The sequence below is a fragment of the Erysipelatoclostridium sp. AM42-17 genome (assembly GCF_003480255.1).
Lineage (GTDB): Bacteria > Bacillota_I > Bacilli_A > Erysipelotrichales > Coprobacillaceae > Faecalibacillus.
Genome location: NZ_QUIN01000007.1, coordinates 26,232 through 48,162 on the forward strand (window position 1 = coordinate 26,232; position 21,931 = coordinate 48,162).

Below are 21,931 nucleotides of genomic sequence, written 5' to 3' on the forward strand. Positions count from 1 at the left end.
TTTTCAATCCTAATCTTTGTTTCATTGATGAAACAAAGTCTCTTATCCATCTAGATAAACATAAAAAAATACTGTTTCATCAATGAAACAGTATTTTTAAAGAAGCAACACTCTCTGGCATATGATACTTAGATACCTGTGCTTGAACTTTAATAGTAAAGGATGTTTGTATCAGTCTTTCTTCTTTAGTATAGAAGAAATTTAAATGCGTGATAGGGATAAAGATTTGATGATCATTTTCTAGACAATCATAATATTGTCGATCTATTAAATATTGCATTTGTTTTAATTTAGAAGTGATCACAATTTTTTCTTTAAGGAGTGGTTTTTTTATCTCTATGGGTTCAAAGACAAGATATCCTCTTCCCTCCTTAATAAGTAAAAAAGCCGGATGTTTGAATGCTTGATGAGCCATTGAAAACTGATTATGATCTTGATCTTTAAATATAGAAAAAGAAAAATCATAATGTCCATCTTCTAAATTGCTTTCTAAATACTGCCCTGAAAATTCTACTAAATGATCAAGTTTATTAAAGATTTCATCCATATGAATACGACTGCATATTTTTTGAATCGTCTCAGGATTAAGAGAAATCACTAATTTAATAGCCTCAAGCTTTGCATCCTCATCTTGTAGATGACTAGTTTCTTTAATCCAATAAGCTAATCTTTCTATTTGTTGATTATATTGTTTAGCTAGTTCACTTCCATTTTTATTTAAAATACATTTTCCCTTTTCAACAATGAGATTTTCTTGATAAAAAAAATGAAGAATTCGGCTAATTGTTGCTTTAGACATATTAATTTTACGTGCCAAAGAAGTTACTGTTAAATTCTTATTTTTATATATTAATAATAAACATCTTATTTTTTCTTCTGTCATGTTACTCACCTACACAAAAGGTTAGCACACACTAACTATTGTGTCAATTATATTACCGAGGAAATAAAAAAGATAGACTTACCATCTATCCTTTATATTCTTACCCATAAGATAAGCTTGATTCATTGCTTCACTCTTTTCAATATCATTTTTATTACCTGTTTTCATACCTAATACATAGTCAACAATTTGATTGCCACCTGCTCTAAAGCACTGTACATATTTTTTAAAGCATTCAATCATTATATCAAAATATTTTTCTTCCAGAGCTAATCCGGTTGTGATTAAATAGAAATCTTTATTCTTTAATATATTTTCAATCGCAAAGGTACGATCTAAGACACTTTTCATTTGACTATTCCAAGTATAAAAATATACTGGTGAAGCTAACACAATAACATCTGCTTCTAATAATTGTTGGTATAAACTCACCATATCATCTTTAAATACACAATTTCCATTATGATTACAACTACGACAACCAATACAGGGATGAATATTTAAATCACTTACACACACTTTTTGACATTCATGCCCCATTTCACTTGCCCCTTTGAGCATCTGATCTACTAAACGGTCTGTATTTCCTTTCTTTCTTGCACTTGACATTAACGCTAATACTTTTGCCATTTTCATTCCTCCTATTTATATTATAGAAAGTCACTATTTAGCTTACAATTTTGATTACTAATCATTTTCATAAGTAAAACAAATTATTATCCACTGGATTACAAATCGTACATGATATATTACTATATCAATGCAGAGCTATTTTATATCCTCTTTTCGACAAAATCACAACGTCTCACTAAAATTCAAGTCATCAATTTTATCTTATTTTTATTAATTTATTTGATTTTTCAAGATAATATCATGATATTTTTCACATAATTTAAAGACATAATTGCCTTGAGGTGAAAACATGTGAAACATATTAAAAAAATACTCATTCTTCTTTTATCCATGACTTTTATACTTTTATGTTTTACTTTCTATGAACCATTAGAAACTGAAGCATATAGTGATGATGAAAATGCTATCAGCTATGTTAAACTTCATCATACCAGTGATTATCCCATTACGATTTATAGTGAGACATATCAAAGTCAAATCAATACTCAGATTAATAAAATTATCAATCATCATCAATATACTTTTGATCAACCTTTGTTAATTGAAAATCCGTATGGTACAAATACAACAGGCATCTATGCATACTTTGAAACAGATGAATTATTACAAGCCAGTTATACTATCCACTGTGATGGGTATCAAGATTTCTCACGTACATTAAATAACAATACCTTAACTGGTTATACCACCAAACATGAATATTTATTAATTGGTTCTATTCCTGGTAAAACAAATACGATTACCTTAACTCTTACCAATCAAGCAGGAAAAATAGTGAATACTTTATCATGGTCTTATCGTGCTCCTGAGTTACAAGGAGGAAATCAGTATTTAACTGTAGATAAGACTCATCAAGAATCAGCTTCACTAACAAATGGTCTTTATACTGTTTTAGGTAACGATGTTACTGAAGATAGCGAAGATCAAGCCTATATGCGTCTTTATGATAATGATGGTGTCATTCGTAGTGAAATTCCTATTATTTCTTATCGTAGTCATCGTATTCTCTTTGATCAAAATGTAATGTATTTTTCAATATCAAGTTCACAAATTGTTGGGATTGGACAAACAGGATATGTTAGTCAATTTTATAATACTGGTGAATATAAATTACATCATGATTATATCTTTGATGATCAGCATAATCTCATTGTTCTAGCAAGTAAAAAGAACGCTAAAACCAGTGAAGATAAGATTATTATGATTGAAAACGGTACAGGTACCGTCACTGAACTTGTAGATTTAATTGATTTATTACCTGATTACTATAAAACAACATCTTTACCAGATGGTGCAGATGATTTAGATTGGATGCATATTAATTCTTTAGCTTTAGTTGATCATTCTAATTTAATTATTAGTTCTCGTGAAACTTCAACCATTATTAAAATTAATCAGATTTATAGTTCTCCAACGATTGATTATATGATTGGATCTGATCAATTTTGGAAAGAAAGTGGATATGACAATCTATTATTAGATCAAACCAGCGACTTTTCTTTACAAGCAGGTCAACACTGTGTGACCTATGTTAAAGATAATTCATTAAATGAAGGACAATATTATCTTTATTTATATAACAATAATCTTGCTGTTAGTACAACCAGAGCCAATTATGATTGGAAAAATGATCCTCATTATTCTCTTGCTTACTATAATCTAAAAAAAGGGACATCTTATTATTATAAATATCTGATTGATGAAAATAATCGTACTGTAGAATTAGTACAAAGTATCCCTGTTGATTATTCAGGATATGTCAGCAGTGTTCAAGAATTAAATGGACATATCATCATTGATAGTGGTATGGCGATGTCATGGAGTGAGTATAGTCAAGATGGTACTCTTCTACAAAAATATACAACAACCGGTGGTAAATTTGTATATCGTGTCTTTAAGTATGATTATTTAGGATACTGGTTTCAATAAAAGAACTTAGATTGCTTTTAGTTTATCTAAAAGCAAGACTAAGTTCTTTTTGTTTTCTTTTAAATACCAACAATAAAAGGTTGCTTTTGCTTCCTTATCACTGATTGGAATGATTTTTCTATTTTCAGGTACTTTTTCATGAGATAAAGTATAAGTCGAAGTAAATGAAGGTAATGATGATAATTCCATTAAATCAAAAAATTCACTCCGGTCTTTTTGAACAAGAAACTTGGTATGTGGCATTTTTCTTTTATGAATATCGTGCCAAAAGCCAATATTAGACATGAGTAGCATTCTTTGTCCATCCATTTCTTTCATGGATAAAGATTTTCTACCCGCAAAAGGATGATCTAACGGTAAAGAAAAGAAAATTTCTTCTTCCATAAAAGGAACTGAACCCATCATATCATCATCACTTGGAATAGGCATAATAATAATAGAATAAGTTTTATCTTTTAGTCCACGAATTAAAACATCCATATCTTTCATTTCACTAGAAAATGTTTTTTGACTATATATTTGCGATACTCTTTTATTCATTTCCAGAATAGGAGCTGGTGCACAAGACCCCATTGCAAAAGTATGTTGTTTACGATCAAAGTCTTTAATTTGTTTTTTCATATCATCAGCGTCACTGACAATTCTTTTGGCTAGATCAACAGCCATTAAACCTGTTTCATTTAAAGTTAATTTATTTTTAGAGCGGATAAATAAAGAAACTTCTAATTCTTCTTCTAAACGTTGCATGGATCTTGTAAGTACCGGTTGTGAAATATGTAATTGTTTAGCCGCTCCTACTAATGTCTTGCATTCATAAAATGCAATAAGATGTCTAAGTTGTTCAAGTTCTATCATCCTGTTCCCTCCACTATGCAATTTTATTATAGCAGTTTTCATTATTTATATTGTACTTTTTTATTTTTATTCCTTAAAATAAGAATGAAAAAGGGAGGTACTTATAATGAAAAAAACACTTTATTTGATGAGACACGGTCAAACATTATTTAATTTACAACATAAAATCCAAGGATGGTGTGATACTCCACTTACACCTTTAGGTATCAAACAAGCAAAGAAAGCAAGTGAATATTTTACAAACAATCATATTGTCTTCGATCATGCTTATGCTTCTACTTCTGAAAGAGCTTGTGATACTTTAGAACTTGTTACAAGTATGCCTTATACTAGAGTAAAAGGTTTAAAAGAATGGAATTTTGGTGCTTTTGAAGGAAAAGACGAATGTTTAAACCCTAAACTACCTTATGGTGATTTCTTTAAACAATTTGGTGGTGAAGGGGAAATGGAATTACGTGAAAGAATGTCCAAGACACTTACTGATATTATGAATAAAGATGATCATGAAGTTGTATTAGCGGTATCACATGGTGCAGCTTGTGCTCAATTCTATCGTGCATGGGAAGAACATGCTAAAGTGAAAAAGACAGAAAGATTTTATAATTGTTGTATCCAAAAATATGAATATGAAGACGGTATTTTTACATTAGTAGAATTATTTAACCGTAATATTACTGAATAATATGAATACGATTAAAAGAAAATCATTAAATAGTAATGTAGATTTAATTAATGGTCCTATTTTTAAATCATTAATTATCTTTGCTTTACCTCTATTCATTTCAAATATTTTTCAACAATTATATAATACTGTCGATACCATGATTGTCGGTAACTTCTTAGGGGATGCCTCTTTAGCCGCTATTGGATCTTGTACTTCAATCTATGATTTATTAGTTGGTTTTGCCTTAGGTATAGGCAATGGTTTAGCCATTGTTACTGCAAGAAGTTACGGTTCTAAAGATGAAAACTTGCTTAAAAAATCAGTAGCGAGTTCTTTAGTTATTGGGATTGTCGTTTCGATTTCACTTACTATTATTGGTTTAATCTTTTTAAACTCTTTACTTCATTTATTAAATACACCAACTAAAATTATTAATGAAGCATACAGTTATATTTTCTTTATTGTGTTATTTATTATTGTTATGTTTGCATATAATCTATGTGCTGGTTTAATGAGAGCGATTGGTAATAGTGTTATGCCACTGGTATTTCTCATTGTCTCTTCTGTTTTAAATATTGTTTTAGATTTATTATTTATTACACAATTACATATGGGAATACAAGGAGCTGCTGTTGCTACGGTTATTTCCCAAGGTGTTTCAGTTATTTTATGTATTATTTATATGTTTAAAAAGACACCTTTACTTTTACCTAAAAAAGAACATTTTAAATATGATCAAGAATTATATAAAGAATTATTAGGTCAAGGATTTTCAATGGGATTTATGAGTTGTATTGTTTCAGCTGGTTCTGTTATTTTACAATATGGAATTAATAATTTAGGTTATCTTATTATTGCTGGTCATACTGCTGCTAGAAAGTTATACATGTTCTTTAATATGCCTTTTACAGCTATGGCTCTAGCTATTTCTACTTTTGTTTCCCAAAATAAAGGAGCAAACCAAAAAGATAGAATAAAAAAAGCTTTAAGATATGCTTATATTTATGATATTGTAGGTGCGGCTATTGTTACTGTTTTAATCTTATTATTTGGTTCATCTCTTGTTAAGATGATTTCTGGTTCAAGCCAAGAAGTTGTTTTACATAATGGAACATTATATTTAACTATTGTGGCGCCATTCTATGCAATATTAGGTATTTTAATGCAAACAAGATATGCTTTACAAGGAATTGGTCAAAAACTATTACCATTAGTTTCAAGTATTATTGAATTTGTAGGAAAGATTATCTTTGTTTTTATCTTTATTCCTCGTTTTCAATATATGGCAGTTATTTTCTGTGAACCGGTTATTTGGTGTGTCATGACCATTCAGTTAGTTTATTCATTCTATCATAATGCTTATATAAGAAACTAAAACGGGCAACCCTTATCAAAGAAAATAGAATTATGATCGACTAAAAAAGGAAATTGAGTTTTCTCAATTTCCTTTTTACATTATTACATGACTTTTTGATAACATGATAATAATGTTCCCGCTAACATATACTCTTGTAGATAATCAATCTTTATAATAGGTGGAATGTATTCTTCAGGTAGGTATTTTTTTACTTCATTATAAAGATCTTGTACATCCGTTATAAGGAAACAACACATCACAATTTCTTGAGGATCAAGTAAACTAATGATAGAAACAATCGTTTTAGCCATTGATTCAATTGCTCCTTCAGGTGTTTGATGAAGTTCTAAAGCATTTTTGGTTAAATTTAAAGGTAAAAATTGAACTTCTCCTGATACATGATGTTTTCCTGTTAATAAACGGTCATGGACAATATTACCCACGCCAGCATATGAGATAATTGGTTGAAATATAAGTGAAAGTGAATGATATTGATTTTGGGAAGCATGATATCCTAAAGCAACAGCATTCACATCATTTTCAAAGTAAAAATGTTGTGCATATCTTTTAGTAAAGTATTCAAAATATAAATCATCTAACCCATCAATCATCATAGAGGTAATACGATCTTCATGAATTATACCTGGCATAGCAATACCAATAACTTGTACATTAGTATATTGAGCTAAAATACTATCGATCACATCATAATAATCTTGAATATACAACGTTTTTTTAATAATTTCATTATCAGCTAAAATTTGATTATTTTCTCCATAAAGACGATATGCAATATGAATACGATGAGAATTTCTTACAAAACCTAAACATAAAATTTTCTTTCCTGTAGGTTCAATATTATTAAGTTTAACTGGGGATTGAGTTGTAGGTAAGATTTTTTTCTTTTCATTTCTTTTTTCTTCAATAAGTGCTAACATGGCTTTTACATCATATTTAGCAAATATTCTGGAAGGAATCTTAACGACAATTTGATTCTGTAAAATTTCACTTACTTTAGCACACATATAAGAAATTTGCGGCGCTAATAAAATCATGTCATAATCATGTCCTACTTTATATAGATTATTATATCCTATAGCATCTACATGGATGTCAATGCCTAATAGTTCTACTGCCTCATTCATTTTTTGAGCAAAATAGCTGGTTGTGAGTCCTCCCGAACATGATAATAATACTTTTAATTTATGATGATTCGTTAAATGTTTAGTGCTATCTAACATTTCATTAAATAAATATACTGCATGGCGCATGTTTTTAAATTGAAAATGTAGGTAAAATTCTATTTCTTCAGTAATAATATTTTTTACTGAAAATTCTATGATACTTAAAGGATGAAAACATATTTGTCCTATTCCATATTTTGTTTCCATCTTAATTTCACCATCATCTACAAGATATAACTTACAATCATCCTGATTATGACTTAAAATCCATTTTTTATATACATTAATATAAATATCATTTAAAAATTCATCCATCGTTATACCTCCCATGCCTTTTGTTTACATCATTATTATAATAAAAAAATCTATAATAATAATGTAAATTACTATTATAGAAACAAATTTTTCTTTATTTTTTCAATCTTTAATTTAAATTTGAAAAAAATTTATCTTTTATATCTAATTATGACTCTATTTCATCATTTAATAATGATACATTAGAGAAACGTTCATAATCTAATTGTTTAGATATTTCTTTTTTTGTTTTAATATGTTCATCATAATTAGCTTCAAAAATACAAGCAAAAATTAAATCTAATAAATAATGAATAGCAATATTAGATGAAAATGTAGCAATTTTATTAGATAGTTTCTCTTTAGTCGTAATGGGTAACCAGGCATCTGCCAGTTTAGAAAAAGTATTATCACCAATACTGGTTAGAGTCACCACGGGATATCCCTTTTCTTTTATTCTCTTTAATGGTGATAATAATTCTAAAGTTTCACCTGAATAAGAAACAAATAAAGAACATGTATCTTTATTTGTATAATAAGAATAATAGTAATAAGCATCTTCATCTTGAATGATATTTACAGTTTTACCTATTGTTCGCATTTTTAGTTTAAAATCATAAGCAACACTAATTGGATGAGTTATACCATATACATTGATGATTTGACTGGATCTAAGCAATAATATAGCTTTTTGAAAACTATCATGTTCTAATAACTGATAAGTATCTAAAATACTTTCTGATAATAATGATGATAGATTCTTAGCGATGGTGAAAATTGAATCACCTTGTTTAAAAGGATAATTAGCGTCAACATGTGTTGTTTGTTTATTTAAATAATTCATTTCTTCAATTAAAGCTTTTTTAAGTTCCTTCCAGCCTTGATAACCGCATTTTTTAGATAAACGAACTGTCGTAGATAATGAAGTATATGTATTTTTTGATATTTCTGAAATAGAAACATCCTGCATACGATGTTGGTTATCTAATAAATAATGAGCAACAGTTTGTTCATTGGCAGTAAGATGATCATAGTATTCTAGTTTTTGAATGAGTAACATATTTTCCTCCTTTTTATAGATAATTGGAAATTTATAGCTTTATTTTACCTATATTTGGAAAAAATTTCCAATTTTACTATTAAATTATCTATTTTACAGGAAATAACTATTAATTGTTTTTTTATCTCTATTCATTTTTATCATATCCAATTATGATGAACATGTAAAAAAGGAGGGTATATCTATGTTAAGTAAAGATTTTTTATGGGGTGGCGCTGTTGCTGCTCATCAATTAGAAGGTGGCTTTTGTGATGGTAAAGGATTAAGTGTAGCTGATGTCATGACAGCAGGAAGTCGAGATACAGCACGTAAAATTACGGATGGTTTAGTTGAAGGAGAATTTTATCCAAATTTAGAAGCCATTGATTTCTATCATCGTTATAAAGAAGATATTAAGTTGTTTGCTGAAATGGGATTTAAGTGTTTTAGAACTTCTATTGCTTGGACTCGTATTTTCCCTAACGGGAATGAACAGGAACCTAATGAAAAAGGATTACAATTCTACGATGATTTATTTGATGAATTATTAAAATATGGTATTCAACCTATTATTACTTTAAGTCATTTTGAAATGCCTTTTCATTTAGCTAAGGAATATGGTGGTTGGCATAATCGAAAAATGATTGATTTTTTCATCCATTTTTGTGAAGTATGTTTTAAAAGATATAAAAACAAAGTTAAATATTGGATGACTTTCAATGAAATCAATAATCAAGCGAATTATCATAATGACATCTTTGGTTGGACCAATGCAGGTGTTCTCTATAGCCAATATGATAATCCTGAACTTGCTATGTATCAAAGTGTTCATCATTTGTTTGTCGCTAGTGCCAAGGCTGTTATTTTAGGACATCAAATCAACCCTGATTTTAAAATTGGATGTATGTTAGCGATGGAACCTGTTTATCCATATAATTGTCATCCGCAAAATAATCAACTTGCTTTAGAAGCCATGCATGATCGTTATTTCTTTAGTGATGTTCAATGTCGCGGTCATTATCCTACCTATGCTTTAAAAATGTTTGAAAGAAAAGGATATACTATCGAAATGGAACAAGGTGATTTGGATATTCTAAAACAAGGTAAAGTGGATTATCTTGGATTTAGTTATTATATGTCAACAACTGTTGATAAAGATCATATTATTGATTTATCCAAAACAGTTGAAGCAGCACATAGTCATACCGTTGAAAATCCTTTCTTAAATGTGACTAAATGGGGTTGGACAATTGATCCAGAAGGTTTGCGTTATATTTTAAATGCTATTTATGAAAGATATGAAATACCTTTATTTATTGTTGAAAATGGTTTTGGAGCAATTGACCAACTTGAAAATGGGACCGTTCATGATCAAGATCGTATTAGTTATTTAAAGGCACATATTCAACAAATGAAATTAGCGGTTGAAGAAGATGGTGTAGATTTAATTGGTTATACTCCTTGGGGCTGTATTGACCTTGTCTCTTTTACAACCGGAGAAATGAAGAAAAGATATGGCTTCATTTATGTAGATAAAGATAATGAAGGACATGGTACATTAAAAAGATATAAAAAAGATTCGTTCTATTGGTATAAACAAGTCATTGCTTCTAATGGAGAAGAATTGTAATGAAAAGATATCTTCTTTTTATACTTACTTTAATGATGGTTTCTATTGGTGATTCATTGTGTTTTAAAGCTAATATTGGCGTTTCGCCATATGAAGCCTTAGCCGTAACATTTAATTACATAAGTCATATCAAAGTAGGTACATTGACTCTCTTTGTTAATGCATGTATGATTCTTTTTCAAATTATGATTTCTAAACAATTGAAAATAAAATATATTTTACAATTGATGATGAGTTTATTATTTGGAATGATTGTTAATACAATTGTTTATCAAATTCTAGGTAGTATTTCTCTTCAATATTATCAATCACTTATCATGGAAATCATTGGTTTATGTATTTCAGCAAGTGGTTGTGGTATGCTTGTTGCCTTAAATGTATGTGTTTTCCCATGCGAAGGTTTCTCCCTTGCTTTATCCAATACATCTCACATTGATTTTCAAAAAGTTAGACAGATTTTGGATATCATTCTTGTTATAACATGTATATGTCTATCTCTTATCTTTCAATGTGGCTTTGCACTTAGGGAAGGAACTATTATAGCGGCATGTATCTTTTCTCCAATCATGGGATTTGTAAAAGATCATGCATTTAAAAAGATTGTGATACTCAATTAGTATCACATTTATTTATTCCTTTAATACCTCAATTGGTTGCACTTATCTCATATTTGAAAGTACATATCCTAACTTTTTATTTTAGTAACACTGTTAAGTAATAAAAACAATGATGAGTGATTAGTTTAATTATATAAGAATTTAAATATAGTTTATTACCTATAAAAATATAATTTTAAAAATACTTATGATAAAATATTTCTAGGTGATGAAATATGTTATTAAGAGAAAAAATGGAAAATCATGCCTTTTCTAATTCAGAGAAAGCTGTTATTGATTATATTTTAGAAAAAAATGTTCTTATTAAAAATATGACTGCTAAAGAGATTGCTCAGGCAACTTATACTGTTCCATCTACGCTCATTAGAATTGCAAAAAAACTTAACTATTCAGGTTGGAACGAATTAAAAGAAGCTTATCTTAAAGAGGCTCGTTATCTGCAAAGTCATTTTTCAAATATTGACGCTAATATTCCTTTTAAAGATAATGACACGATGATGTCTATTGCTGGCAAGATTGCTACTTTAAAAAAAGAATCAATTGATGATACTTTATCATTAATTACTCATGACGATTTACAAAAAGCGATTCAAATAATACGAAAAGCATCTTGCATTCATCTTTTTGCTGTAAGTAATAATTTACTCATTACCCAAGAATTTAAACACAATATGTCTCGTATTAGAAAACCTGTTCATATTCATGGTTTACAAAATGAAATTATTTTTAATGCTACACTTGCAAGTGTTGATTCTTGTGCAATGATTGTTTCTTATTCTGGTGAAACTTATGTTTTGGAACATATAGCTCAAGCATTGAATCATAAAAATATTCCTATTATCGCTATTACAAGTATTGGTTATAATACAATTGCTCGCATGTCACAATGTGTATTACGCATTTGTACAAGAGAAAAGTTATATTCTAAAATTGCTACTTTTTCTACCGATAGTGCAGTTACTTATTTATTAGATGTTATTTATTCATGTGTATTTGCCTTAGATTATAAGAAAAATTTAGATATTAAAATTGAGACTTCTAAAGCCATAGAAACAGGACGTTTTTCTACTGTTGATATTTTAAAAGAAGATGAATTTTAAAAAGCTTTATCTCTAGAACAATCTAGAAATAAAGCTTTTTTAATCAAATAAACGATGTTCATTACCACTAGGTATTTTATAAATAATGCATAAAACTAATCCTATTACTGCAAAGCCAAAGAGAAAAATATAAAAGAATTGATATGAATATAAATCAATTAAATATCCAGCAAGTGCTTGAAATATAATAGAACTAAAACTTTTAAAAGTAGAAACAATTGATAAAGCACTTATTTGATGTTGACTATCAATGATTGTAGCGATCACTTTCATATTAATCATAATAAAAGCCATAGTTGCTACTGACTTTGTCAAGAATGTCACAATAACTTGAATCATAACATAAGGTATAAAAGCATAGGTCATAAATTGAATCATCAATAATAGAAAAGTTAAAATTAATAATTGTTTATTACCAATTTTATTCATGTAATAACGTGATAATAAGATAACGGGTAATTCCATCATACTACCTGCAAATATGACCGTTGTAGCCTGAGATATTGTTAACCCATTATGTTGATACATTGCCGGTAAATAAATACTATTAACATTAGTCATACCATAAAAAATACAAGTAATAAGTATATAAAAGATTAACTTTTTATTTAGAAAAACATCTTTCATTGATGTTTTTTCTTTACCTTTTTCTTCTATTTCTTTAACATCTTGAGTACCAAATATCCCAATTGCACATAATACCATTCCGACAACAAAAAAAACATACATTGCTTCAGGTGAGATATAACGATAAATAAGTCCACTTAATTGTGAACCACTGGCATATCCTATTGTTCCCCATATTCGAATAAGACCATACTTATGACTGGATACTGTGGCCATTCTTTCAATAATAGAGTTAACCCCATTTAAAATAGCTAATACCAGGCTATAAACAAAGGCAATCATATAGATATGATTAACAAAAATAAAGATAACTCCAAATATGCCTGCAATTGATAATAAAATTCCATTTACTATTTTCTTATCAAAGCGATCACATAAATTACCAATAAAAGGTTGTGTTATCATTGATAAGATAAAAGAACTTGATACAACAAGGCTGACATCACTTGCTTTATAGCCTTTATCCATTAGATAAACTGAAATAAGTCCAGAAAATAAAGCCATAGATAAATAATAGAACATATACATTAAAAAATAACTTAAATAACTTCCTTGATATTTTTTCATATAAGTCCCCTAAAAATTAAAGCAATCCGGATCTGGTCCCGTTCTTTTATGTTGATTAAGTTGATTCATTAGATTCATTTCTTCATGAGTTAATTCAAAATCAAATATATTCATATTTTCTATAATCCTATTTTCATGGATTGATTTTGGTAATACAACAATTCCTTTTTGTAATAACCATCTTAAAATAACTTGTGCTAATGATTTATGATATTTATTGGCTAATATTTGAATAGCAGGTATACTCAAACAAGCACCACTTCCAAGTGGTGACCATGCTTCAACAACAATTTTATTTTCTTTACAAAATTGAATAGTTTCTTCATCTACCATTTGTGGGTTTGTTTCTATTTGATTAATACTAGGAATAATATGTACTTGAGATAACAGATTTTCAAGATGTGATTTTCTAAAGTTAGAAACACCTATACTTCTTATTAATCCTTCTTTTTGTAACTTTTCCATTTCTAAATAAGCTTCCACATAACCCTCTGCCGGCCAATGAATTAAATAAAGATCAACATAATCTAATCCTAGATTATCTAAACTTGTTTTTAAAGCCTCTCGTATTTTATAACTTCTAATGTCATCATTCCATAATTTTGTTGTTACAAATATTTCATTTCTTGGAATACCACTTTCCCTTATTGCTTCACCTACTGCTCTTTCATTATCATACACAAAGGCAGTATCTATATGTCGATATCCTGCCTTTAAAGCGTCAAGTACTGCTTTTTTGGTATCTTCCTGACTTTGCCAAACACCTAAAGCAATAATCGGCATTCTATGTCCATCATTCAATAATACTTTTGTATCTTGATTCATTTGATTACTCCTTTCTTTCATGACTTATCATATAAAGAATGGATTTATTTATCTATATTAGTAAATTCAATTCAAACTGAATTTACAAAACACAAAGAATATTGGTTATTTTTTGTAAATAAAATATGCATAATCTATAAAATAAGAAATCAATATATCAATTATGGGATTTGTAAAAGATCATGCATTTAAAAAGATTGTGATACTCAATTAGTATCACAATCCTATAATATAACCTCTTCTTTTGTTAAACCTTCTTCTAATAATTTCATAAGAAGTAAGGTTTGTTCATTAGTAATCACTTTTTCTTTACCATTCTTTAACACATCATAAACATGATCATATACTCTACCATAATCACCTACTTGTGATGTGATGACTTCAATAACATCTTTTCCATTTTCATCCACAGTATATAATTTACCATAATGTTCAGGTAAATCTACGCCAAAATCTTTATGACGCGGCATGTAAAATTCTTTAAGATGTTCTTCTTGTCGATCAGGTGTCTCCTTAATAAATGTTCCTTGCTTACCATAAACACAGAAACTTGGTCTTTTATGTTTCATAAAATAACTTGATTTTAACGATATTTTTAAATTTCCATAATACATATCAATATCATAATAATCATTCATTTTATCTTCACCACATAGATGTCTTAGTTCATATTTGACTTTATCTGGTTTACCAAAATATGAAATTATTTGATCCATTGTATGTACAACATGCCCATAATACAATGTATCGTAATAAGGAACACGTGTTGAATGAAGCGGCACTTCAGGTCGCCAATAGTCAAACGTTAATACAATTTCAAATAATTCTCCTAATTTGCCACTTTCAATTACTTTTTGTACTGTTAAAAAGTCACTATCATATCTTCTGTTTTGATAAGTTTGTACAAATAAATTTTTACTTTTAGCTAAATCAAAGATTTCTTTAGCTTGTTCATAGGTTGGCATAAATGGTTTTTCAACCATTACATTTTTTCCAGCATTTAATACTGTTTTTGTAAGTTCATAATGTGTTTTAGGTGTTGTACAGATTACAATTAAATCTATTTGTGGATCATTAAGTAAATCATCTATATTTTCTGTATAGTTTACACCGTCTATTTTTTTCCAAACATCATGAGATATATGAAGATCATAAATTGTTTTAATCTTTATATTGTTTCTTGTTAAGACATAAGGAATATGGTATCTGTTGGCACTTTTCCCATTTCCAATATAACCAATTGTAAGCATTTTTCTCTCCTATAATATTTGTTTTAAATCATCAAATGTCTTTACTTTTCGTAAAGCATCTACTGTATCAGGATTGCTTAATTGTTTGTTAATATAACTAAATATCTTTTTACCGTCTTGTTCATTAGGATTAATTCCTCCAAAGAAAATAATTTGAACTTTTTCATTTTTCCAAATAATAGGATTTTCTAAAACAATAAAATATATAAAGGAAGGTTTGTCTACGACACAATGTGGAATAGCAGTGAAATGTCCTATTTCTGTAGAAAAATGTTCTTCTCGATGAATGATATCTTGTGCTGTTTCTTGGTTTATAAGTTTATCTTTACATAAGCTTTTAGTTAAAATATTTAATACCTGTTCTTTATTTTCACATTTTAAATATTGAAAATGTTCTCTATTAAACAAATGACTAAAATATGCGATATTTATTGTGTTTTTCATATAATGATGTATACGTTCTATATCTCCTTCAGATAATATTGGGCTGACTACAAGAACTTTTTTTAAACGTATTTCATCATATTCATGTGTGGAGATAATAAAATCAATATGTTCAAGAGAATAATTTTCTAACATATAGTAAGGTAGTGTATCAACAACTTCAAGTTCAGGTATTTGACTTTCTAACTTATCTTTTAGTAAAACAGATGTTCCTACTCCATTATCACATATAATAAGAATTTTTCTTTTCATCATATTTGATTTATTAATATTATTTCCTTCAAAGTGTAAAGCAATATATGCTATCTCATCATCAGAGAAGTTGTAATGTAAAGCTTGGTGTATTTTTTCAGTAAGGATTGTAGCATATTCATATGCCATATAATATTTAGATTTAATGACCGATTTAAGTGGATTTTCAACATGAATATTAATTCTTAATTTTTGACAAGTATCTTTTATATGTTGGTATAAATTATTAACTAATTTTTTATTAGACAACAAATCTTCATTATATTTGTTTTCAATATGTTCTAACGCTTCTGTTACAATCTTCTCTAAATCCTGATATTCACTATATGATAAAACCTGTCCCCCTAAGACTGAAGCTAAATAATATTTTAAATTCTCTTTTAATTCTAAGTGCATATGTTGATTGATTTCAGCAATCATGTGTTCGATTGCTGAAAGAGTCTTAATATGTATAGAAACATTGTCTAAATCTACTTCTATAGGAAGCATGGGTTCTCTCAAGATTGATACTTTGATATATTTTTCTAGTAAGTCAATTTCGATACTTCTTTTGATGATTTTATTTTTTCTTAATTGTTTAATAATGCATTGATGTATAAATGATTGATCTAAATCAGCGTATATCTGATAAAAATAATGATCGATATCGGTATTTTCTACCATACATTGACGAATATTAATTTCATTTCCCTGAATAATCAATCCTTTTTTATTTTCTGATTTTAAGTCAAGATGATAATTCTTTAATACTTTTCTGATTGTTTTTAAAGCATTACTTACAGTATTACGATTGTAATATGTATTTTCACTAATTTGATCTATTGTTTGATGATCATGGATAAAAAGCTCATAAAATATATCTTGATTTAAGTTATCGTGAACCTGGCTTGAATTAAATACAAGTAATTCTTTTTGCGCAGGACTTGCTTTTAATAAATAACCATTTTTTGTAGATGTAACCACATCTTCTTGATCATTAATACTTTTAATGTATCTTTTTATAGTTCGAGGAGAAACATCTAACAATTCAGCTAACTTTACGCTTGAAACAGGTTCATTATTTTCTGCAAGTATCTTTAGAATTTCACGATTTAATTTTGACATATTTTTCTCCTTTCATCCTTAACTTCTTTATTATTGTTTACTTAATGTTTTAGCACGATATAATGTTCCCGCACAAACAATAAGTGAACCAACAAGCACAGCTAAAACCCATCCTAATGGATTATGTGCTAATGGCCATCCCCAGATAGCGGCAGGAACGCCTGTTTGAGCTGATGTTCCTAATGCCACGGCAATTGCTCCACCAATTCCTGAAGCAATAACATTTAATGGTACCATGAATAATGGATCTTTAATAGCGAAAGGAATACATCCTTCAGAAATTCCCATAAATCCTAATAAGAAGCATGCAAATCCATCAGTTTTCATTTGATCTGTAAATACTGCTCTTTTAAATACCGCTTTATCAATAATTGTTGCAAGTCCAACCCCAATAGCAGGAATAACAGCACCTATCATAGCTGGAACCCATGCATTAACACCAGCATCTGTATTAAGTTGCATACTCATAGCTAATGCTGTTTTATTAATTGGTCCTCCAAGGTCAAAAGCCATTGAAGCTGAGATAACTGCACCTAAAGCAACTGCTCCAAATTCACCAATCATTTTAATAAATGCTGTAATAGCAGAAATTAGAATATTACCAATCGGACCAATAACAAAATAACTTGCAAGTACAGCTAAGATTGTACCTCCAACAGGAATTAAAAATAAATTCTTAACTGGTCTAAATGTACGTGAAAATTTAATGTGTTCATTTAAAAATTTTACAGCATATCCTGCAAAAATTCCAATAGCAATAGCTCCTAAAAATCCAGAACCCATTTCTTTAGCAAGATAACCTCCAATAAATCCTGGAGCTAACCCTGGCTTATCACAAATGCTATAAGAAACAAATGCTGCAAAGACAGGGAACATAAGTCCCATCATTCCTGCACCGGCAACTTGTGTAATCCAACCTACAAATTTTAAAAATGGATCACTAGATGTTAATAATTTAGCACTATTTGCATCCACGCCAATAAATTGTCCAATCATAATACCAATACCCATGATAATACCTGCTGGTACGATAACTGGAATCATATATGAAATTCCTGTCATTAAATGCTCTTGGAATTCTTTCCAAACTGATTGTTTTTCTTCCATGATTCTTTTCCCCTTTAAATATGTTCTTTAATAATATTTAAACTATTATTAATCGCTTGTTTTAATTCTACTTTTACAATTTTATCTTCATATCCTTCTAATCGATTACTTTGACTGATTTTTACAGCACTTGCAATCATGATTAAATCTGCTTCTTTAATATCTTTTGGACTTAATTTATCTTCAATTCCTGAAGCACCTTGTGTTTCAACTTTAACTTGATATCCTAATTCATTAGCTGCTTCTTCAATAGCATCAGCAGCCATATATGTGTGAGCAATACCCATTGGGCATGCACATATTGCAACAATTTTCTTCATTTTTACTCTCCTATGATTTCTTTTATTTTATTAATAATTTCTTCTTTTGAACTATTTTTTAACATTTCTAAAAAGTCTTTTCTTAATAAATGTCTTGATAATTTAGATAGTAAAACTAAATGTTGATTATTTCCACTATCAGGTGTGAGAATTGCAAATACTAAGTTGATTTTTTCATTAACATCCCAATCAATATCTTGTTTTAAACGATAGAATAATAATTTAGAAGATTTAATTGATTTACTTCTACAATGTGGAATAGCAATTCCTTTTCCTACAGCAGTAGGTAATTCTTTTTCCCTATTCCATAAATCTTCTAATATACTTTCAGATGAATCTCCTGCACCAACTTGTACTGCTTCTTTTGATAAACGTTCTAATAATTCTTCTTTACTTGTAACACTAAGATCCAAATGAATACATTCAAGATTTATAATTTTATCTTCCATATGATTCTCCATTTCTCTAGTACTTCAACCGGCTGCACTTATAATATACCTAAAAGTACATATCTTTACATCCCATTTTCTTGACACTGTAAAGTGACAAAAAATAACGGTGACACCACGATTAATTTAATTATATAGAAATTTAAGTATAGTTTGTCACCTAAAAAGAACCTTATTTCTAGATAATCTAGAAATAAGGTTCCTTTGTTCATTACTACTAGGTATTCATTCTAAATAAAAATACATAACTACAGGATATTGCCATCAATTAAATCATTAATAATTATTCTCTTTTATTTCAAAATATCCTTGAGGAAATGAACATACCGGACAAATTTCAGGTGCTTTATTCGATATAACAAGATGACCACAATTTCTACATTCCCATATTTTTATTTCACTTCTAGCAAAGACTTCTGCTGTTTCAATATTCTTTAATAAATCTCGATATCTTTCTTCATGTTGTTTTTCAATTTCACCCACCATTTTAAATTTTCTTGCTAATTCAACAAATCCTTCCGATAATGCTGTTTTAGCAAAATCATCATACATATCTGTCCATTCATAACTTTCACCATGAGCTGCTTCTTTAAGATTAGTTTTGGTATCACCTATACCACCTAATTCATTCAACCACATTCTAGCATGCTCTTTTTCATTATCTGCTGTCTTTAAAAAGATAGCAGCAATTTGTTCATAGCCTTCTTTTTTAGCGACAGAAGCAAAATAAGTATACTTATTTCTTGCTTGTGATTCTCCTTGAAAGGCTGTTTTTAAATTCTTTTCTGTTTGGGTTCCTTGATATTGATTCATTGATTCTTGTTGATCCTCTTTTTCTAAATGAGATTTCATACTCTTTAAATATTCTTCATATATTAAAGATGGTTTTTCATTTATAACTTCCATCTCTTCTATTTCACCAATAAACATCACATGACTTCCTAATTCTATCTTTTGTTTTACTTTTACACTAATATAAGCATTTGTTCCTTGAGTTATATAATAAATTCCATTATTGGCTCTTTTACAAGATGTAAAATCTTTAAATTTATCAACTTCTTTACCACTTTGATAACCAAAATGCTTAATGAGTTCTATACTGCTATCTTTACTTAAGACCGAGATATTAAATCGACATGTTTTTTCAATCATTTTGTATGTATAACTCACTTTATTTATACAAATACATAATTGACTGGGTATAGAGGAGACTTGCATGGCTGTATCAATAATACAACCATTATCTCTACCATCCTCATGTGTCGTTAAAACATATAATCCATAAGTTAGTTTCTGTATTGCTTGATTCATCATTTACCTCTTTCATGTTCATATCTTTATTTTGAGTAACGATGAATGAATTTATACAAAAAAACACTCATAGATTCAAGTTTTCTCATATCTATGAGTGTTATACAATATCTGTAAAATTACTCTATGTGAAATGTGATTGGCATAAGCCATCCTCATTATTTTTTAAGTTCGTATTTATTAGAGTAATTCTTCATTATTAATCATCATATCCAAGATGTTCAAATGCTTAATTCCACTTCGTTTTTGTAATAATTTATCCATAGTTAAAAGATATTTACTATAACCATCAGATATATTTTCCAAAGATCTATATTCTCTTTCCTCTGTAATATTCTTTCCGTTTTCATCATAGTTATCATTATCTATCGTTCTAGCAACTTGAATATACGCATAATCGTTCATATTATTTCGTATTATAAAATCAACCTCAAATTTCCCAATTTTCCCTATACTTATTTTGTACCCTTTTGACTTCAAATAATTATAAATTACATTTTCCAATACTGGTCCATAATTTATTCTATTATCTGTGTTTTTAGCAAAATAAAAACTTAAATCTGACAGATAGTATTTTTCTTCACCGCTTAATGAACGTTTGCTTTTCATATCAAATCGTTCACATTTTGAGATAATTTTTGCACTTTCTAATATATTTAAATAGTTATATACCGTATTTTTTGATACATTATCTCCCTTTTTCTTCAAATATTTACAAATTGATTCTACGGAAGTTGTTGCTCCAAAATTGTTGATAATATATGTTTGTATTTTTTTAAACAATTCTTTCTTTCTTATTTTATTATTTTTTCGTATATCTTTTTCGTATATTTCATCTATAACACTATCAACATATAATCTTTTATCATCAAATGAATCATACTTTAATGTTAACGGAAATCCACCTTCTAATATATAATTAATAAACTCTTCATCTTTATCTAGTGATATTTCTTTTTCGTAAAACTTTTTCATTCCAAGATATTCCTCAAATGATAAAGTTGTCATTTCAAATTCAATATAACGACCAGTTAATTTTGTTGCAAGATCTCCTGATAACAAATAACTATTACTTCCAGTAATAAAAATTGAGTATTCTCCTTCTTCTCGATATGCATTAATAACTTCTTCAAATCCTGTTACATTTTGAATTTCATCTATAAAAAGATATTTAATCCCATTTAATCGTAGGGTTTTCTCATCAATGATCTTTTCTAATTGATCACTTGTTTTAATACTTTTATATGGTCTTTTATCTAAATGTATAAATATAATATTTTCTTTCTCGATGCCTCGTGAAGTAAGTTCATCACTAATTAATTCCATTAATGAAGACTTACCACATCTTCTTACACCTGTGATGACTTTTATCATATCTACATCATCATAAAAGCCTCTTATTTTCTTTAAATAATTTTCTCTTTTAAATAATTTTTTCATATTTATCACCTTTTATATTATACCATATTAAACAGATAACAGAACTTTTT

The 21,931-nt window shown here is 28.4% G+C and carries 20 protein-coding genes and 1 pseudogene; 6 read left to right on the plus strand and 15 right to left on the minus strand.

All coding sequences use genetic code 11. The features are described 5' to 3' along the window. Nucleotides 1-79: 79 nt before the first annotated feature. Both DW911_RS04145 and DW911_RS04150 read right to left on the minus strand, forming a co-directional pair. A complete protein-coding gene (locus tag DW911_RS04145; protein ID WP_118432274.1) occupies nt 80-883 on the minus strand; it encodes a MarR family transcriptional regulator in 804 nt (267 codons plus the stop codon). Nucleotides 884-961: 78 nt separating this feature from the next. Next, nucleotides 962-1,513, minus strand: coding sequence for a flavodoxin family protein (locus tag DW911_RS04150; RefSeq protein ID WP_199589059.1), 552 nt, complete (start codon nt 1,511-1,513; stop codon nt 962-964). Between the two features lie 294 nt (nt 1,514-1,807). Between DW911_RS04150 and DW911_RS04155 the strand changes: the two genes are divergently transcribed. Continuing rightward, nucleotides 1,808-3,445, plus strand: coding sequence for an aryl-sulfate sulfotransferase (locus tag DW911_RS04155; RefSeq protein WP_118607503.1), 1,638 nt, complete (start codon nt 1,808-1,810; stop codon nt 3,443-3,445). A 6-nt stretch (nt 3,446-3,451) separates the two neighbouring features. On the opposite strand, the gene DW911_RS04160 is transcribed toward DW911_RS04155, so the two are convergent. Continuing rightward, nucleotides 3,452-4,300 (minus strand): LysR family transcriptional regulator, encoded by an 849-nt coding sequence (locus tag DW911_RS04160; RefSeq protein WP_118432268.1) that lies wholly within the window; start codon nt 4,298-4,300, stop codon nt 3,452-3,454. Between the two features lie 106 nt (nt 4,301-4,406). Between DW911_RS04160 and DW911_RS04165 the strand changes: the two genes are divergently transcribed. Then, nucleotides 4,407-4,982, plus strand: a complete 576-nt coding sequence (locus tag DW911_RS04165) for a histidine phosphatase family protein (RefSeq protein WP_118607504.1) — start codon at nt 4,407-4,409, stop codon at nt 4,980-4,982. Between the two features lies 1 nt (nt 4,983). After that, nucleotides 4,984-6,339 carry an MATE family efflux transporter gene (locus DW911_RS04170; RefSeq protein WP_118607505.1) on the plus strand — a complete coding sequence of 452 codons (1,356 nt, stop codon included), beginning with the start codon at nt 4,984-4,986 and terminating at the stop codon, nt 6,337-6,339. A gap of 83 nt (nt 6,340-6,422) precedes the next feature. On the opposite strand, the gene DW911_RS04175 is transcribed toward DW911_RS04170, so the two are convergent. Both DW911_RS04175 and DW911_RS04180 read right to left on the minus strand, forming a co-directional pair. After that, a complete protein-coding gene (locus DW911_RS04175) occupies nt 6,423-7,820 on the minus strand; it encodes an ROK family protein (RefSeq protein WP_118432262.1) in 1,398 nt (465 codons plus the stop codon). Nucleotides 7,821-7,968: 148 nt separating this feature from the next. Further along, complete coding sequence (locus DW911_RS04180; RefSeq protein WP_118432260.1) at nt 7,969-8,859, minus strand: MurR/RpiR family transcriptional regulator; 891 nt, start codon at nt 8,857-8,859, stop codon at nt 7,969-7,971. A gap of 184 nt (nt 8,860-9,043) precedes the next feature. Here DW911_RS04180 and DW911_RS04185 point away from each other — a divergent pair, with 184 nt between their 5' ends. From DW911_RS04185 to DW911_RS04195, 3 genes are all read left to right on the plus strand, one after another. Continuing rightward, nucleotides 9,044-10,468 carry a 6-phospho-beta-glucosidase gene (locus DW911_RS04185; RefSeq protein WP_118432258.1) on the plus strand — a complete coding sequence of 475 codons (1,425 nt, stop codon included), beginning with the start codon at nt 9,044-9,046 and terminating at the stop codon, nt 10,466-10,468. Further along, complete coding sequence (locus DW911_RS04190; protein ID WP_118432256.1) at nt 10,468-11,085, plus strand: YczE/YyaS/YitT family protein; 618 nt, start codon at nt 10,468-10,470, stop codon at nt 11,083-11,085. The genes DW911_RS04185 and DW911_RS04190 overlap by 1 nt, the downstream gene beginning before the upstream one ends. Before the next feature lie 215 nt (nt 11,086-11,300). Beyond that, nucleotides 11,301-12,185: a MurR/RpiR family transcriptional regulator gene (locus tag DW911_RS04195; protein ID WP_118607506.1), complete on the plus strand. Its 885-nt coding sequence runs from the start codon at nt 11,301-11,303 to the stop codon at nt 12,183-12,185. A 39-nt stretch (nt 12,186-12,224) separates the two neighbouring features. Here the strand turns inward: DW911_RS04195 and DW911_RS04200 are convergent, their stop codons facing one another. The 10 genes and pseudogenes from DW911_RS04200 to DW911_RS04240 form a co-directional block, all read right to left on the minus strand. Beyond that, the gene (locus tag DW911_RS04200) at nt 12,225-13,379 is read right to left on the minus strand and encodes an MFS transporter (protein WP_118432253.1); all 1,155 of its coding nucleotides are present in this window, start codon (nt 13,377-13,379) and stop codon (nt 12,225-12,227) included. 9 nt (nt 13,380-13,388) lie between these two features. After that, nucleotides 13,389-14,204 carry an aldo/keto reductase gene (locus DW911_RS04205; RefSeq protein ID WP_118432251.1) on the minus strand — a complete coding sequence of 272 codons (816 nt, stop codon included), beginning with the start codon at nt 14,202-14,204 and terminating at the stop codon, nt 13,389-13,391. A 224-nt stretch (nt 14,205-14,428) separates the two neighbouring features. Continuing rightward, entirely contained in the window at nt 14,429-15,454 is a 1,026-nt protein-coding gene (locus tag DW911_RS04210) for a Gfo/Idh/MocA family oxidoreductase (protein ID WP_118432249.1), read from the minus strand. Between the two features lie 9 nt (nt 15,455-15,463). Continuing rightward, the gene (locus DW911_RS04215) at nt 15,464-17,254 is read right to left on the minus strand and encodes a BglG family transcription antiterminator (RefSeq protein ID WP_118607507.1); all 1,791 of its coding nucleotides are present in this window, start codon (nt 17,252-17,254) and stop codon (nt 15,464-15,466) included. 30 nt (nt 17,255-17,284) lie between these two features. Continuing rightward, entirely contained in the window at nt 17,285-18,361 is a 1,077-nt protein-coding gene (locus DW911_RS04220; protein WP_118432245.1) for a PTS fructose transporter subunit IIC, read from the minus strand. Nucleotides 18,362-18,375: 14 nt separating this feature from the next. Continuing rightward, complete coding sequence (locus tag DW911_RS04225) at nt 18,376-18,681, minus strand: PTS fructose transporter subunit IIB (RefSeq protein ID WP_118432243.1); 306 nt, start codon at nt 18,679-18,681, stop codon at nt 18,376-18,378. Between the two features lie 2 nt (nt 18,682-18,683). After that, nucleotides 18,684-19,130, minus strand: a complete 447-nt coding sequence (locus DW911_RS04230) for a PTS sugar transporter subunit IIA (protein WP_158568175.1) — start codon at nt 19,128-19,130, stop codon at nt 18,684-18,686. 276 nt (nt 19,131-19,406) lie between these two features. After that, on the minus strand, nt 19,407-19,943 hold the full coding sequence (gene rbr, locus DW911_RS11095; RefSeq protein ID WP_233541832.1) for a rubrerythrin: 537 nt from the start codon (nt 19,941-19,943) through the stop codon (nt 19,407-19,409). Between the two features lie 69 nt (nt 19,944-20,012). Then, nucleotides 20,013-20,444: pseudogene (locus tag DW911_RS11100) on the minus strand (flavin reductase family protein); the annotation flags it as partial. Nucleotides 20,445-20,621: 177 nt separating this feature from the next. Further along, the gene (locus DW911_RS04240) at nt 20,622-21,881 is read right to left on the minus strand and encodes an ATP-binding protein (RefSeq protein WP_118432237.1); all 1,260 of its coding nucleotides are present in this window, start codon (nt 21,879-21,881) and stop codon (nt 20,622-20,624) included. Nucleotides 21,882-21,931 lie beyond the last annotated feature (50 nt).

Coding starts and splice junctions, on each gene's coding strand:
- DW911_RS04150 (WP_199589059.1), bottom strand. CDS start 1,513: ATGGCAAAAGTATTAGCGTTAATGTCAAGTGCAAGAAAGAAAGGAAAT.
- DW911_RS04145 (WP_118432274.1), bottom strand. CDS start 883: ATGACAGAAGAAAAAATAAGATGTTTATTATTAATATATAAAAATAAG.
- DW911_RS04225 (WP_118432243.1), bottom strand. CDS start 18,681: ATGAAGAAAATTGTTGCAATATGTGCATGCCCAATGGGTATTGCTCAC.
- DW911_RS04175 (WP_118432262.1), bottom strand. CDS start 7,820: ATGGATGAATTTTTAAATGATATTTATATTAATGTATATAAAAAATGG.
- DW911_RS04180 (WP_118432260.1), bottom strand. CDS start 8,859: ATGTTACTCATTCAAAAACTAGAATACTATGATCATCTTACTGCCAAT.
- DW911_RS04210 (WP_118432249.1), bottom strand. CDS start 15,454: ATGCTTACAATTGGTTATATTGGAAATGGGAAAAGTGCCAACAGATAC.
- DW911_RS04230 (WP_158568175.1), bottom strand. CDS start 19,130: ATGGAAGATAAAATTATAAATCTTGAATGTATTCATTTGGATCTTAGT.
- rbr (WP_233541832.1), bottom strand. CDS start 19,943: ATGAATCAATATCAAGGAACCCAAACAGAAAAGAATTTAAAAACAGCC.
- DW911_RS04160 (WP_118432268.1), bottom strand. CDS start 4,300: ATGATAGAACTTGAACAACTTAGACATCTTATTGCATTTTATGAATGC.
- DW911_RS04205 (WP_118432251.1), bottom strand. CDS start 14,204: ATGAATCAAGATACAAAAGTATTATTGAATGATGGACATAGAATGCCG.
- DW911_RS04220 (WP_118432245.1), bottom strand. CDS start 18,361: ATGGAAGAAAAACAATCAGTTTGGAAAGAATTCCAAGAGCATTTAATG.
- DW911_RS04240 (WP_118432237.1), bottom strand. CDS start 21,881: ATGAAAAAATTATTTAAAAGAGAAAATTATTTAAAGAAAATAAGAGGC.
- DW911_RS04215 (WP_118607507.1), bottom strand. CDS start 17,254: ATGTCAAAATTAAATCGTGAAATTCTAAAGATACTTGCAGAAAATAAT.
- DW911_RS04170 (WP_118607505.1), top strand. CDS start 4,984: ATGAATACGATTAAAAGAAAATCATTAAATAGTAATGTAGATTTAATT.
- DW911_RS04190 (WP_118432256.1), top strand. CDS start 10,468: ATGAAAAGATATCTTCTTTTTATACTTACTTTAATGATGGTTTCTATT.
- DW911_RS04185 (WP_118432258.1), top strand. CDS start 9,044: ATGTTAAGTAAAGATTTTTTATGGGGTGGCGCTGTTGCTGCTCATCAA.
- DW911_RS04165 (WP_118607504.1), top strand. CDS start 4,407: ATGAAAAAAACACTTTATTTGATGAGACACGGTCAAACATTATTTAAT.
- DW911_RS04200 (WP_118432253.1), bottom strand. CDS start 13,379: ATGAAAAAATATCAAGGAAGTTATTTAAGTTATTTTTTAATGTATATG.
- DW911_RS04195 (WP_118607506.1), top strand. CDS start 11,301: ATGTTATTAAGAGAAAAAATGGAAAATCATGCCTTTTCTAATTCAGAG.